Origin of the sequence: Candidatus Manganitrophus morganii (genome assembly GCA_021651055.1) — a bacterium.
In the GTDB taxonomy this organism is placed as follows: Bacteria; Nitrospirota; Nitrospiria; order SBBL01; family Manganitrophaceae; genus Manganitrophus; species Manganitrophus morganii.
On record JAJHOH010000001.1, the window covers coordinates 2655884 to 2671361 of the forward strand.

Annotated in this window: 12 protein-coding genes; 10 read left to right on the top strand and 2 right to left on the bottom strand. The window is 54.3% G+C overall.

The annotated features are described in order from the left end of the window. Window positions 1–544: 544 nt before the first annotated feature. A complete protein-coding gene (locus MCM46_12290) occupies window positions 545–1003 on the bottom strand; it encodes a CBS domain-containing protein (protein ID MCG3112585.1) in 459 nt (152 codons plus the stop codon). A 309-nt stretch (window positions 1004–1312) separates the two neighbouring features. On the opposite strand from MCM46_12290, the gene MCM46_12295 reads away from it, so the two are divergent. Continuing rightward, window positions 1313–2749 (top strand): sensor domain-containing diguanylate cyclase, encoded by a 1437-nt coding sequence (locus tag MCM46_12295; GenBank protein MCG3112586.1) that lies wholly within the window; start codon window positions 1313–1315, stop codon window positions 2747–2749. A 655-nt stretch (window positions 2750–3404) separates the two neighbouring features. Further along, a complete protein-coding gene (locus MCM46_12300) occupies window positions 3405–4388 on the top strand; it encodes a diguanylate cyclase (GenBank protein ID MCG3112587.1) in 984 nt (327 codons plus the stop codon). Window positions 4389–4407: 19 nt separating this feature from the next. Here the strand turns inward: MCM46_12300 and MCM46_12305 are convergent, their stop codons facing one another. After that, window positions 4408–6984: an ATP-binding protein gene (locus MCM46_12305; protein MCG3112588.1), complete on the bottom strand. Its 2577-nt coding sequence runs from the start codon at window positions 6982–6984 to the stop codon at window positions 4408–4410. 273 nt (window positions 6985–7257) lie between these two features. On the opposite strand from MCM46_12305, the gene MCM46_12310 reads away from it, so the two are divergent. The 8 genes from MCM46_12310 (at window position 7258) to MCM46_12345 (ending at window position 15473) form a co-directional block, all read left to right on the top strand. Then, on the top strand, window positions 7258–7530 hold the full coding sequence (locus tag MCM46_12310; protein ID MCG3112589.1) for a hypothetical protein: 273 nt from the start codon (window positions 7258–7260) through the stop codon (window positions 7528–7530). 212 nt (window positions 7531–7742) lie between these two features. After that, on the top strand, window positions 7743–10424 hold the full coding sequence (locus tag MCM46_12315; protein ID MCG3112590.1) for a universal stress protein: 2682 nt from the start codon (window positions 7743–7745) through the stop codon (window positions 10422–10424). A 156-nt stretch (window positions 10425–10580) separates the two neighbouring features. Then, a complete protein-coding gene (locus MCM46_12320) occupies window positions 10581–11978 on the top strand; it encodes a radical SAM protein (protein ID MCG3112591.1) in 1398 nt (465 codons plus the stop codon). 23 nt (window positions 11979–12001) lie between these two features. After that, window positions 12002–12988: a hypothetical protein gene (locus tag MCM46_12325; GenBank protein MCG3112592.1), complete on the top strand. Its 987-nt coding sequence runs from the start codon at window positions 12002–12004 to the stop codon at window positions 12986–12988. Between the two features lie 54 nt (window positions 12989–13042). Next, window positions 13043–13507, top strand: coding sequence for a hypothetical protein (locus tag MCM46_12330; GenBank protein ID MCG3112593.1), 465 nt, complete (start codon window positions 13043–13045; stop codon window positions 13505–13507). An 86-nt stretch (window positions 13508–13593) separates the two neighbouring features. Next, entirely contained in the window at window positions 13594–14205 is a 612-nt protein-coding gene (locus tag MCM46_12335; protein ID MCG3112594.1) for a hypothetical protein, read from the top strand. A 404-nt stretch (window positions 14206–14609) separates the two neighbouring features. Beyond that, window positions 14610–14966 (top strand): PilZ domain-containing protein, encoded by a 357-nt coding sequence (locus MCM46_12340; protein MCG3112595.1) that lies wholly within the window; start codon window positions 14610–14612, stop codon window positions 14964–14966. Window positions 14967–15071: 105 nt separating this feature from the next. Next, window positions 15072–15473: a hypothetical protein gene (locus MCM46_12345; GenBank protein MCG3112596.1), complete on the top strand. Its 402-nt coding sequence runs from the start codon at window positions 15072–15074 to the stop codon at window positions 15471–15473. The last annotated feature ends 5 nt before the right edge of the window (window positions 15474–15478 follow it).

Here is a 15478-nt window from a genome sequence, read left to right on the forward strand (position 1 = left end):
AGGACCGAACAAAAAGCGGTACTCGAGTCTTCTCTGTTACTTCGGCGCTGGGGCGGCCGGAGCGGCAGCGGGAACGCTCCAAGCGGAGCCTGGGATAAAGGTGGTGACGTTAAACTGGACGTAGGCAAAGTACGCCAAGCTGCCAAATAACACGAGAAGTAACCCATATCTATGCATCATATCAAAAAAGAGGTCAAAACCTGGGGCGACGATTGTTTTTGAGCCTGTGTTTGTGGCCATTTTCTTCTCCCTTGTTGCTGACGAGTGATCCGACCATCCCGACGGCGCCCCCTTAAGCGCCGCCGTATTTGTTCTGAACGTCATCGTGAATGTATATTCCCGATGAATAGAACCCCCATGAGAGTTCCGGAGGCGCTCAGCGGTCAGATTGCCGAGCGAAACCGAATATAACATACTCGCCCGGGCGGTCTCAAGAAAAATTTTTTACCCAAAACAGGCCGCATTTTCTTCTGTTGATTCGGTTCCGGGAATGAAAAGGCCCTGCTTTCAAAGAAAGCAGGGCCTTAGATCATCGCAGGGTCTCTTACAACAGATTGAATGCCATCTGGGGGGCCTTTTCGATCGACTTCTTAAATCCGAGAAGAATATCCCGTCGGGCGACAACGCCGACCAGAATCCTGTTCTCATCAACGACCGGCACCCGAATAAAGTGCTTCGCCTGGAGGATCGCCAGGATGTCTTGCGCCGGGGTTTCCTCGCTTACGGTGACCGGATCGGCCGTCATGATCTCCCCGGCTGTGAGTGTTTTAAGATCTCTGCCGGCCATGATCGCATTTAATAAATCGTACTCGCTGACAATGCCGACGAGCACTTTGCCGGGCGCCACGATCGGTAAGCTTCCGAATCCGCCCCGCGTCATGGCGTTGATCAACTCGGTCGCGGGCGCGTTTTGGGAGTAGTAATAAACATCGGACTCCATAAAGTGGGCCGCGGTCATTTTTTTAAAATCCTCGCCACCGAGCATAAATTCGACACGTCTCATTTTTTCTCCTTAACAGATGAATACCTATTGCCAATTAGGATCTTACGATAAGATTGCTGAATGTAAGGACCGCTAAAAGTATTCAACCCTCTCGCCGTTGATCTTTCTTTATGTTAAAAGCCTTGAGGATGTGCGGTCCGTCAATAAGGGTAGCAAACTATTCTCGTTGCGGTATTGGGAATCGACCCTAATTCCGGAAGAAGAAATCCCAGGAGACGAAGTTGACAATGGGAAAGCTTGCGATAAACTTCTGAAACAGGATCATCGAAATCTGACGAGTGTGAACCATCTTTTACCTGAGTGAGGCGCATGTCCCACGGCACAAAAATCGAAAACAATGTAAACAAAGAGGGTCTTACAAGAATTTTCCTGATCGGAGCGGGAAGAGGAGGAAGAGCGGTCTTAAGCCGCTTGCTGCGGTTTAACTGGGTGCAAATCGCCGGGGTCTCCGATCTGGACCCAAAGGCGCCCGGCATCCTTCTCGCCCAAGAAGCGGCGCTTCCCGTTTTCATCGGAGATCCCGTTCAGTACATGCAAGGGATCGATGTCGATCTGGTTTTCGATTTGACCGGGAATCAACAGATGCACACGCGCCTGATCAATATCCCCACCCGCTCCTTTGATGTGGTGACGGGACAGGTCTCCTTTCTTATTTGGAGCGTCATTCATGAATTGGAGGAGCAGGAGATCCAATTACGGGCGCATCTGGCGGAGCATCGGGTTCTCTTGGAAATCAACCAGCTCCTCTCCCGTTCCGAAACCTCCCAGCAGATCTTCGAAGCGATCGTGATGGGGGGGATCCGGATGACCGGAATGCCGGCCGGCTCCCTCTCGATTTTTGACAAGGACAAGCAGCAACTGTTCCTCGTTGCGGCCAAAGGCTTTTCGTCCGATTTTTTTAGGCAGGCGATCTATTCCGTCCGGGCCGGGGGACTGACGGAACATATTCTTTCGCGTAATGAACCGGTCGTGATCCCGAATATTTCCGAATTCCCCTCTTTCAACAACCCGATTCTCCTTAAAGAGGGGGTCCGCTCCCTGATCGCCGTTCCGCTTCTCTCCGAGAAGGGACCGGTCGGCATTCTCTACAATGATGATTTTAAGCCCAGGACATTCACCCCCTCCATGCTCGAGGCCCTCCGGCTGCTGGCGACGCTGGCCGTCATTGCAATTCAAAAACAACAGGCATTCGAGGAGATCAAAAGCCTTTCCATCCGCGATCCCCTGACCGGTCTTTACAACCGCCGTTACCTGAATGAAATTCTCGTCTCCGAAATGGACCGGGCGTTCCGCCTGCATCGGCCTCTCTCCCTTCTTTTGATGGATATCGACCACTTCAAGTCGGTCAACGACCGCTTCGGACATCTTATGGGGGATCAAGTGATCAATGGGCTCGCGAGGCTCTTGGGCGTCATCGTCCGGCCTTACGACACCGTGGCCCGGTATGGAGGAGAGGAGTTTCTCATCTTGATGTCCGATACGGCTGAAGCGGAAGCCCTCGCCGCGGCGGAGCGGCTGCGGGAGGCGACTGCCGCCGAGAGATTCCTTCCGGAGGATACTACCGTGACGTGCAGCTTCGGAATCAGCACGATGAAAGGGAACGAGGAGACGCTTCCCACCCCCGAGGAATTTATTCATCGCGCCGATAAAGCGCTCTACGAAGCGAAGCGCGCCGGCCGCAACCGCGTCCATATATTTCGGACCGATTCCGCTTCCTCCGCAAGCGAAAGCGAAAAGAGACGCTGAAGCAGATACCGACCGATCACCGCACGTTTTCCGCGCATCAAAACCATCTCGATCCGACCGGAGCCCCCCCTCTATCGCCTTGTTCGAGCGGGATGCAGTGGTCTGTCTTAGAGCCCGCTGTCAGTTTCGGAGGTATTTTGGGATGCGCGGGTCTCTTCGCGCTTTGCAGATTCCGCTGAAGACCAGTATGAGAGGGTGGCGGCGGGGATAGACCGTCGGGAGATAAAGAGGTAGAAACGAATCAGGAAAAGAAAAAGGAAGAAGATGAAAACCTGAGGAACTTCTTGAGAAGGCGGATTAGAATAAGCGTTTTGTATGTTTGTTGTTAGCAAACTCAGCATAGAATCTCCCTAAATATCGACCTGCGGAAAGGGGGGAGCTGTGCGGAAAGTGTCAAGGAAGTTTGCAGATAGAAATTAAAAAAATGCAAACACCATTCCGTACGAGATCCATCCGGTACCGTTCGGAATACTCCAAGAAGGTCTATCTTATTGAAGATGTAAGGTGATCGGTTTTGGATGGGATGCAAATATGTGCAAAAGAGTGAAAACTCATTCACAAAGATGAAGTCACCTTGTCCTTAGTACGGCGATGAAGTATAAATTGACATCCCTTTTTTCTATGCTATCCTCACCTTAAGGGATGGAGGCCGGAGATGGAGGAGAAGGTGCCGCGTGTTCTGGTGATCGAAGACAGCCCTTTTGAGCTCGAACAAATCAAGGCCGCTTTGGAAGCAGTCGGCTATCAGGTTCTCTTTGCCAATACCGGCATTCAGGGGCTGAAGCTGGCCCGAGAGGTCCTCCCGGATCTCATTCTCCTCGATATGGTTCTTCCCGACATGAACGGGCGCGAAACCTGCCGCCATCTCCGGGGGCAAGAGGAACTCCGGGGCATCCCGATCATCATCGTCACGGTCAAGGGAAAAACGGAGGACAAGGTGTTGGGTCTGGGAGAGGGGGCGACCGATTATGTGACCAAGCCGTTCGATCCGGCGGAGCTGCAGGCGCGGGTCGCCGCCGCCCTTCGAATGAAGCGCCTTCAGGACGAGCTGATCCAGAAAAACAAAGAGCTGGCCGGAAAGAACCAAGAATATCAAGTCCTCCTCAAGCAGGTACAGACCCTGGCGATTACCGATCCGGTCACCGGCCTCTTCAACCGGCGCTACCTGCAAGAGGTGCTCAACCAGGAGTTCTCCCGCGCGCAGCGGTACTGTACCCCCTTCTCTTGTTTGTTGATTGATGTTGATGAGTTCAAACAGGTCAACGACAAATTCGGCCATGAAGCGGGAGACAAGGTCCTGGAGGAGTTGGGGAAGATCATTCAAATGGAGATCAGAAAGGTCGATCTGGCGGCCCGGTATGGGGGGGATGAGCTCGCCGTTCTATTGCCTGAATCGCTCCGGGAGGATGCCGCCCAGGTCGCCCAGCGGATCTTGGAACGGGTCGGCGGCACGGCGTTTCCGATTCTTGGAAAGAAACACCGGGTCACCGTCAGCATCGGGGTGGCCGGCTTCCCCGATCCGGAACTGCGCGATGCGCGCCAGGCGATCCTGGCCGCCGACTTTGCCCTCTACCGGGCGAAGCGCGCGGGAGGAAATCGAGTGGAGACGATGACCGTCGCCGAGATGGAGTCGGCGTAGGCGCCTTCCCGGAGCGGGATCACCCTTTTCCTTCGAGGCGGTACGGCAGGAAGAGGGTGAAGGTCGATCCCTCTCCTGCCCTGCTCTCGACCCGAATTTTCCCTTGAAGCAGTCCGGCCAATTCCTTGACGATCGCCAGTCCCAATCCCACCCCCCCGAACTCGCGTGTGCTGGCGCCGTCGACCTGATGGAAGGTATCAAAGATCTTCGGCAATTCTTCTTCTGGAATACCAACCCCTGTATCTTGAATCCAAATCGCGATGCCGCCTCTTTCCGGATGATCTTCCGTTCCGATGGTGATTTTCCCTTGTTGAGTGAACTTCACGGCGTTGGCGAGGAGATTCGTCAAGATCTGCCCGACCCGTATTCTATCCGATTCGATATTCGGGGTTGGATCGGCGAGGCGCCATTGGAGAACGAGTCGTTTCTCCTCCAGAAGCGGTTGAATGCCGGAGGCGGTCTCTCGGAGCAATAGAATGAGGTCGAGGGACGACGGTTCGATCGCCAACTTTCCCGCCTCGATCCGCGTCAGATCCAACAGGTCGTCCACCAATAAGAGAAGACCCTCCGCATTTCGGGTCACCCCTTCCATCGCAGGCCGGAGGGCCGGATCGAGAGGTCCATATGTTCCGTCGAGCGCCAAAGAGGTATAACCGATAATGGCATGAAGCGGGGTCCGGAGCTCGTGAGAGACGTTGGAGAGAAATTGCGTCTTCAGGCGGCTCGCCTCTTCAGCCTGAGCGGTTTTCTGTTGCAGCGCCCGCTTGTGAAGGACGATTTCATTGGCCAATATCACCAGATCTTGGTGTTGGGCGGCGACTTCTTGTTGGAGGAGCTCTCGAGTTTGTTTTATCGCGATGAGATTCCCGACGCGGACCCGAAGCGCTTCGACGGGAAAAGGCTTAATTAAATATTCCTGCGCCCCTTGCCGCAACATTCGGACGCTCAATTCATCGTCGGCTTTGGCGGTCAGAACAATGATCGGGACCATATCCATCTCCGAGTGAGCGCGTATTTCACGGATCATTCGGTCACCGCTCATCTCCGGCATCATGATATCACTGAGAATGAGGTCGGGCTTGTGGGCCAGCGCTTTTTCCAGTCCTTCCTGTCCATTCAAGGCATTCACGACCCGATAATGCGGGGTCAATGACTCCGTGATAAAGCTATTCACCGCCGGATTGTCTTCAACGACGAGAACCAGGGGGAGGGTTGTCCCGACCCCTCCGTTCGCCGTAGCGGATGGCGTTTGAACCGATTGCATGTCCTGTGCGGGGCGTTTTCGTTCGGTTTCCAGATCGATGAATGGTTGTGACAGCGGGAAGGGAATCTCAGCGACCGGTCCACTCGCTGGTCTCTTCTCCTCTCCAGTCGAGGCGACAAGGGGAAGGGTGATATCGAATTGCGCGCCTCCAATGGGGGCATCGCCGACCGTGATCTTGCCGCCGTGCAGCGCGACAAGCTCGTTGGCAATGGAGAGTCCTAAACCGGTGCCGCCGAACCGGCGTGTGGCGCTTTCATCTCCCTGCCGGAACGGCTCAAAGATCACCTGACGCAGTTCGGGACGTACACCGGGGCCGCTGTCCTGGACGGAGAGGCGGGCGTCTCCTTCTTCGATGCGAAGAAGACAGCGCACCTTTCCCCCGGTCGGGGTGAATTTAAAAGCATTGGAAAGAAGGTTTAAGAGGACGCGCTGAATCTTTTCCGGGTCGATCCGGGCGGGAGCCGATTCGGCGGTTTCAACGGTATAGGCGATCTGTCGCTCCGTCGCGAATAATTCGAAGTGAGCCGCGGTGAAACGGACCAGTTGCGCCAGGTCGGTTTCGATCGCGTTGGCCGTCATTTTCCCGGCCTCGATCTTCGAGAGATCGAGGAGGTCGTTGACATGTTTGAGCAGCAGCCGGGCGTTGCGGTCGATCGTTTCCAGATTCTGTCGCTCGTTTGTTGTCAATCGATCGGATTCGAGAAGCCGTTGGGCCGGTCCGAGGACGAGCGTGAGGGGGGTTCGCAATTCGTGGCTGATGTTGGCGAAGAATTGCGTTTTCAATCGGTCCTGCTCTTTGAGCTGGGTATAAAGCTCGGCCAGCTCCGCGTGGGTGCTCTCCAATTTGATCCGGCGTTCTTCGGAAATCTTTGCCGATTGAACAAGCGCGAGGGTTTTGGGAATCAGGGGGGGAAGGATGACGGCGGTTGCAACCGAAGCGATCGCCGTCATCAATTTAATATTTCCGGCCAACCAATAGACCGGCGTCCAGAGAGTGGTCCAGACCTCCATGAAATGGGTGGCGCCGCAGGTGATGATAAAAAGTCCGAATGCCAGAAGGACCCAGTGAAAGGGGATGTCTCGTCGCGCCCGATAGACAAGATAGGTCAAGGTGGCTGAAATGGCAACATAAGCCAATCCGATGAGTGAATCAGAAACGACATGGAGCAGAACGAGACCCGGTTTTTCAAGATAGCAGTAAAGGTGGGGTAAAAAACCCTCTGAAGCGAATAAGTTCTTGAACCATCCCGGCCAGAGGAACAGTAACGGGACCGTTACAATTAATGCCGGGAGCCCATACCATAACACGGGAAATCTCGTTGCTTTGATCATTCCACCTCCTCTAGATGGTCTGAGATGAGTTCTTCGCCGGAAAATTCTCTTGTGGAATAATCTTCTCCTATATTGACCCATTGTCAATCCAACTTTTTGCGTATTTTTCTAATAACAAGTTCAATGCCGCTTTTTTAAGAGGCGGGGACGTTGATTGTGGAATGGAGGGGTCGGAGACACGTTTTATCCCCCCTAAACACAAAGGACACGCTTAGGTCGGGTGGATAGTTCTCGATTGACAGGTCAACTCTTTTTGTCTATGATACGACCACTATGGCGGAAGAAATAGAGAAACGGATCGATCGTCTCGAATCGGAAGTCCTTCGGCTACAACACCAGCTTCAAACCCTTCAATCGGAAGTAAAGCTCTTTTTAAAGCGTTACCTTGCTGCCTGTCCTTCCTGTAAAAAGGAATTCGACCTGCTCGTCAACCATTACAGTATCGGCCTCTTCGATAACCTCGTCTATGTCAAATGTCCCCACTGCAATAAATCGATGCCGGTGGTCGATAAAGAAGGGGGGGGCGTCGGGGTGGTTTCAGAATAAAAACCATTTCGATCCCGCGGGTGATTTCCTCCGAATTTTCGCCAGTGTAAGTGGGATGACCGTTGTCCTTTCCGCGCTTACTGTCAATAGAAAAAAAGTTGTTTTTAAAAAAAGAGGGTGCTATAATGCAGCCACTTTTGATAGGATGCCTGAATATTCGGCATGATCCGCTTCGATCTCCGGGGCTTGCATTCAAGGGGGAGGCTTCTCATATGTATCGGTCGATCTATATCCCTGTCGATAACTCAGACTATTCCAACACGGCCATCGATATCGGTGTGATGTTGGCGAAGCAATTTGGGGCGAAGGTCATCGGAAGCCACGCCTATGCCGCCAAGCTCCACGACAAGCGATTCAAGCAGATGGAGGCGGGCCTCCCCGAAGAGTATCATGACGAGAACGAACTGGAGCGGCAGAGAAAGATCCACGACTCCCTGATTACCCGCGGACTGGAAATCATCACCGATTCCTACCTGGATATCGTCGACGAAAAATGCAAAGAGGGAAACATCCCGATGGAGCGGGTCTCGCTCGAAGGGAAGAACTACAAGGTTCTGGTCGATGACATTGTGAAGAACGGCTACGATCTGGTGATCCTCGGCGCCCTCGGCGTCGGCGCCGTCCGTGAGAGCATGATCGGGAGCGTGACCGAGCGGACGATTCGCCGGGTCCGCAAGTCGGATGTTTTCGTCGTCAAGGAGACGAAGCCGCCCGAGCCGGGAAAAATGGGAAAGATCGTCGTGGCGGTCGATGGAAGCCACTTCTCCTTCGCCGGCTTCAAAACGGCCCTTGATCTCGCCAAGGCGTATCAGCTTCAGATCGACGTCGTTTCGGCCTTCGATCCCTATTATCACTATGCCGTTTTCAATTCGATCTCCGGGGTTCTCTCCGAAGAGGCGGGAAAAGTCTTCCGGTTCAAGGAACAGGAGAAACTCCACGAAGAGGTGATCGACTCCGGCCTCGCCAAGATCTATCAGTCCCACCTTGAAATTTGCCTTAAGATCGCCGAGGCGGAGGGGGTGACGGTCAAAACCTCGCTCCTCGACGGCAAGCCTTTCGAGAAGGTCCTTCAATATGTGAAGAAAGAGAAACCGTGGCTTCTCGTCGTCGGCCGGATCGGCGTCCACTCCGATGAAGAGATGGATGTCGGGAGCAACTCGGAGAACCTGATCCGGATGGCGCCGTGCAACGTGCTGGTCTCGAACCAGAAATATATTCCGCCGATCGATGCCATCGCCGAGTATACTGTCGCCTGGACCGAAGAGGCCTCCAAGCGGATGGAGAAGGTTCCCATCTTCGCGCGGGGGGTCGCCAAGACCGCCGTCTACCGGTATGCGATCGAAAAGGGTTTCACCATCATCAGCAATTCGGTTGTCGATGCGGCGATGGGGGATATCTTGCCGAAGTCGGCGATCGAAGCGATGAAGAATTTGGGCCGGGTGCTCGATGAGAAGGGGATCGACCGGAACAAGATGACCGCCGCCGAAGGGGTTTCTCAAACCCTCGAGGGGAACGGTCTTGCCGGGATGATGACCCAGATCGTCGGCGACCGCGATGCCGAGCGCGCCGCGAGCTACGACGAGAAGGCGAAGATGGATTTCTTTATCTGCGGCGGCTGCGGCTATACCGCCAAAGGGGAGAAGCCGGTCCGATGCCCGATCTGCAGCGCCGAAGGGAGCGCCTTCCAATTTCTTGATAAGTCGATCTTCGAAGCGGCGGCCAAGGCCGAGGGGGGATTGGTTCAAGAGGTCGGCTACGACGGGGTCCCGCTGAACTGGACCGAAGATGCCAAAAACATTATCCGCAAGGTTCCGGCCGGTTTCGAGCGCCGTCGCGCCAAAGCGAAGGCGGAGAAGATGGCCCGAAAGATGGGCTTCCAAACGATCACAAAAGAATTTGCCGTTCGGATGATCGAAGGAGGCCAGGACGACGATCAGGCGATTGAGATGAGTGCCAAGGCGATCGCCGAGGCGGTTCTTCCGCAGAGCACGCCAAAAGTTGAAGTAAAGGCCCCTGAAGTAAAGACACCCCAGTTCACCTGGACGGCCGATGCGCAGGAGCGGCTGGCGCGTGTGCCGGTCGGCTTCATGCGGGACGGAACCCGTCAGCACATCGAGAATTATGCCTTCAGTCACGCGATTACCGAGATTACGCTCGAGGTCGCAGAGGCGGGAATTAAAAAGGCGACCGAGGAGATGGAGGCGGTTCTTTCCGGCGCGACCAGCCTCGAAGAGATCAAAAAGCGAATTGCCACCATGACGAAGGGGGAACCGGCTGCGGAAGAGAGCTTCCATTTCTGCGGAATGTGCGGCCATGTTGTCCGACAGGTTCCGTCGCAGTGTCCCGTCTGCGAGGCCAAGGCATCGCGGTTCATCTTTATGAAGAAAGAGCTTGATTACTTCGTCTGTACGCTTTGCAGCCAGGTTGCCTCGCAGCATATTCCTGACCATTGCTCTCTCTGCGGCGCCCCGGGGGAATATTATAAAAAACTGGAGCGTAAGGAGAGCGGACTGGACAAAGTGCTCGCCCCCATCAGCTGGACCGATGCGGCAAATACGAAGCTCCTGGAGATCCCGGAAGGATTGATTCGAGAGATGACCCGCTGGCGGATCGAGGTGGATGCCCGCAAGAAGGGGCTCCGCGAGATTAACCCCTCGATTATCGATGCAAAATACAGTGAATGGGCGCAGCTTTCCCGGAATGTCGAGCGACATCACGCCTGGGATGCTGATGCGGAGGGCCGAATCGCCCGCATCCCCTCTTTCGTCCGGGGAACGGTGATCAAGGAGATTGAATCGTACGCCAATGAGAAGGGAATCGGCCGGATCACCATCGAGATCCTCGATCAAGTCACCGAGCGGTGGGCGGAAGCGATGCGGTCGCAAGGTTTCTAGTCGCCTGTCCATGAACGGCCACCTGCTACGTTCTCGGTCGCTCGGCAATCCTCATGTACCACACAGTACATTCCGGTTGCCTCGCTCCCTGCGGCCTTGCATCTGGCCATTCCTGAACAGGCTTACTGTTTTGTATTTTCATTAGAGATTCTTTCAATGGCACATCAAGCGTACTCCGTTTCATGGAACCTCACCCAGCGCTGCAATCTCTTCTGCACCCACTGCTACATGAGTGCCTTTCCCCACGCCGATATCTCGCACGACTTCACAACCGAAGAGTGCTTCAAGGTCATCGACGACATGGCGAAGGTCAACCCGAATCTCTTCCTGATCCTGACCGGAGGGGAGCCGCTTGTCCGAAAAGACATCTTCGACATCGCCTCGTATGCTTCCGACAAGGGCTTTACCTGTGTTCTCGGCACCAACGGCGTCTTGCTCGGTGAGCGGGAAGCAAGACGGATGCGCGAGAGCGGCCTGCAAGGGGCCTCGATCAGCCTCGATTCGGTCGATCCGCAACGGCACGACAACTTCCGTCAGCTGGCCGGATCGTGGAAGTCGGCGCTCCGCGGCATTGAGCATCTCAAAGCGGAAGGGCTCGATTTTTCCCTGCACATGAGTGTGATGTCGTGGAACGTCTCCGAAATTCCGCCGATGATCGAGCTCGCGCGCAACATCGGGGCGAAGGTTCTTAACTTTTTCTTTCTCGTCCAGACCGGCCGCGGCGAAAACCTGATTGATATCCGTCCCAGCCAGTATCGGGAGATCCTGACCTATCTCGCGCGGGCGCAGGGGGTCGGTGCCAAGGAAAACAATCCGAGCCTCTTCCAAAATTTTGATGACCCCTGGACCTCCTCCGCCGGGCAGCTGGGCGATCTGATCCTTCGGGCCAAATGCGCCCCGCATTTCCGCAAGATCATCTATGAGCTCGATCCGAATTCTCCCTTGTTAAAAAATTATGCGCAGGGGAGCTGCCCCGCCGGCAAGCATTATTGCCGGATCACACCGGAAGGGGACATCACCCCCTGTCCGTACATGCCGGTCTCGGCGGGAAATCTTCGGAGGCAGACCTTTGACGAAATATGGAATACCTCTCCCATTTTAAATGATCTGCGCGAGCCGCAGCTCGGTGGGCGATGCGGAGAGTGCGAGTTCTCTCAGATTTGCGGCGGCTGCCGCTGCCGTGCGTATGCCGTGAACGGCAGCTACCTGGCGGAAGATCCCGCCTGCGATTATCAGCCGGGGCAATATGGGGGAAAACGAATCGAGCTTCCGGCGGAGCAGACCTTTGGGTTCGAGGCGAAGTTTACCTTGAACTGGTCGATCGCGGCAAAAGAGCGTCTCAACAGGCTTCCTTCCTTCGCAAGGGGAATGGTGGCGAGCAGTGTGGAGCGGTATGCGACCGAACACCAGATTGATCTGATCACCCCGGAGGTGATGCAGAAGGTCAAGGAGGAGGCCGAAGTCCGTCTCGGGAGGAGCTTCAAATTTTCCGAATTCACCCGAACGGTTCCGGAGAAGACATCGGCCATTGGTAAAGATCTCTTCCCCGGTTAATTTTAAGAATTTGAGGTCATGATATGGGAAATGCAAATGAAAACGAAATCACCTGGACGCCGGACGCGGAAGATCGCCTGAAAAAAGCGCCTTTCTTTCTACGGGGGATGGTCCGCAAGCTCTCCGAGAAAAAAGCGCGGGAGCTCGGAATCACCACCATCACCGAAGAGGTCCTCGCCGGATTTAAAGATAAGATGATGAACCCGATGGCCGGCGCCGGGACCGGCGCGGCGCACAAGGCGGCGGGGGTCGAGACGAAGCCATTGGCCTGGACGCGCGAAGCGCAGGAGCGCCTTGAGACAGTTCCGGAGTTCATGCGGGCGATGATCAAGCAGATCGCGGAGGAGGTTGCTCTGGAGCGGGGGCATCTCGAAGTCGACCTGGCCCTTTTGGAAAAAGCGGAGGCGTTGGGAGATGAACCTCAGGAAGAAGCGCATCCGGAGCTTCCTTGGACCGATGCGGCGAAGGTCCGCCTTGATCAGAAGATCGCCGAATCTCCCGAGATGGCCCGGGATTTCGTCCGGACGATGTTGAAGAATGACGCGGAGGATCTGGCGCGGGAGTTGGGGATCGCGCGGATCGACATGGCGGCGCTGACCCAGATTTGGGACGCGCCGCGCGCCGACGTGACCTGGACTGAAGAAGCCCACAAGCGGTTGATGACCTCGCCCGATTTTGTCCGAAGCGGAATCAAGAAAGCGGCCGAGCGCCGCGCCCGCAAGATGGGGGTCACCACCGTGACTTCAGAGCTGTTGACCAAGTTCCGCAATGAAGCGATGATGAAAGCGATGAAGCGGCTTCGCGCCTTCGGATACGATGAAATGACCTTCGACGCCTTCGAAGATGCGAAAGAGAAGATCCGCCGTCTCAAAGACAACACCGAAGCGTCGAAGCGATTGGATGATATAAAAGATTATATGGGAAAACGGGGGAAGGTCGGTCTCATCGATGAAGAGATGCTTCAGAAGATGAAGGACTACCTCAAAGACCCGACAAAAAAGGAGATGTAATGTCGTGGGGCGTTTGTCGCCTCACTCCTCACCCCTCACGTTACTTCGGTGTAAATGAATTTCTTCGCTGTCCTCAATCACTGGCTTCATCTGATCTCCGTCGTCATCTGGGTGGGGGGAGCGGCTTTTCTGGTTTTTGTCGCCGCGCCCCTGCTCAAAACGGGAGACCCCTCTTACGATTTCCTGAAAGGGGTCAACCATCGATTCCGTCGCATCGTTGGTCCGCTTCTCTTCATCTTGGTTGTCACCGGCGGGATCAATTTCGGGGTCCGGACCAAAGGATATGAATTCGTCCCTCCCGGTTATATCTCTGCGCTGGGGGTGAAGGTCTTTCTGTTCGCCGCGATTGCCTCGATTTATTTCTTCAGTATTCTTCGTTCTCGTTATAAAGATGAGCAGGATGAGAGACCGAGAGAGAATCAACCGGCCCTTCCCGAATTTGTAAACACCCGATTGACGCTGATTATCGGACTCATTATCATCTTCCTCGCCTCGATGTTAAGGCAGTGGAAGTTTTAGAGTGTGGCGTCGCGCCGATTCCGTCGCTCTCTCCCACCCGTCGGGTTTTCCGAGCGCTTTTTCTCTCTTTTATATAAAAGGTGTTTATGGTTGACCGGTTTCGGGTGAATCGGGGAGGCTTCAAACCGCTCTGGAGGGGAGCCTTCTGTGCGGGAATGCTGCTTTTGATGCTCCGTCCGCCTGATCTGCATGCGATTCATTTTGTCATCAACAGCAATGAGCGTATTCAACGAGAACATGGCCCGCTGAAATTGGGGATGGCCCTTCCCGATTTTCTTCAAGCGGTCAAAAGCAAGGAGGCAGCGTTAGAAATTGGACAGTTTGAGGAAGAAAAACGCTTCCATGCCGATCCCGCTCTTTTTGCGCCGGCCGCTTCCGGTGTTCTTGCCGATTTTTTTAAGGGGCAGCTTTTTCGAATTGAGATCAACTATCGCCCTGTCGATAAGGAATCGAGCGCCGTAGAAGAGCTGAAAGCGCAGATCACCGCGCGTTATGGACCTCCCCGGATCAATTCCCTTCCCGGAACCGATTTATTCTTCTGGGATGACGGAAAGACCCGCCTGATTTTGGAGAGAGATGAATTGGAGGAAGGGATCGGTTATTCGACCACCTACCTCGATGATGATCTTTTTCATCAGGCAAGTCACGATCGGGTAAAGAAAGAGACCGATGGAAAATCATCCTATGGACGCAAATGAGTCACCCTTTTTCTTGATTGGAAGGGGTTTCCCCACGTTTTCCACAGAATATGTGTATAAACTGTGGATAAAATTGTTCCGAACGTCATATTTAACGCGTCTTTCCGGCTTGAAAAGAAGATTGCTCAAAAATTAGGCATTAACTTTCATTTATATTTCAATGCCTTATGTCTATTTTGGGGGCCACTTCGGGTTTCTTCGTAAAAGTCGCCAAATGAGGCCTTTAGATAGAGCACTATATGTTGAAAAGCGGGGGAAAAGAACACCATATATGGTTTTGGAGGAATTCAGAAGAGATCCATCCGCTTCAAAAAAATGGATCGAGAAAATGAACCGAAGGGTTTCTTGCCTTGTTGAAGGCAAAGGTTGTGAAATCCATTTAGATATGGTATAAGGTCAAAGTTATGGAGAAGCGTCGGCATTCACGCATTCCTTTTTTCGGCAAAGCAAAGATCTCCACGGCCGTACGACCGGTCGAGGTCATGATCAGCAACATTAGCCTCGGCGGTCTCCTCTTTCATTCCAAAAAAGACTTTGAACTCGGCAAGGAGATGGTCATTCAGATCAAAGGAACCCATCGAGGAAAAGAGTTCGAGGAAAAGGTGACCGGGAGAATCGTGGCGGTTCACCGAGGCAGCGCCGGCAATTCCTTTGGGCTTCAATTCGGCGCTTATCTTGACGAGTCGCGTCAGCCGTTCCTCCTTGCTTCCGTGACGGGGAGCCGAAAAAAAGGAATCACCTCCTTTTTAAGGGATAACTGATCCTCCATCCCAGAGACTGCCCGATCATCCTGCGGATCGGTCTCGCACGGCTCTCCTCTTGTTGTCGTCAGGGACGATAAGAGACCTCCTCATAGGAATCGAACCATGTATCAAAAGTGGTTTTCTCTCCTCCTCCTCTTTTTGTTTTTCGGCTGTGCTCCGATGGCGGCCCGTGTCGCCCTTCCTCAATCGACTGTTCCCTACGACCGCGCCTGGCAGGTCGCCCTCAATACCAGCCTGAACTATTACGAACGGATCGCCGTCGAGGATAAAGAGGGGGGATTTTTTCAGACCGCCTGGAATATCGAAAAGAGCGGTTTGAACATCGGAATCCCGGTGAGACGCAACCGTTTAATCGGCCATGTCGCCAGCAAATCTCCTTTTCGCCTCCATCTCACCCTGGAGGTGGAAGCCTTCTCGATGGAGTTGGGGCGATGGGTAAAAGAGACGAATGACCCGCTCCTGGCCCAGATTTCCCAAGACATGAGCTCCAAGCTTCAGTTCTGACGTGC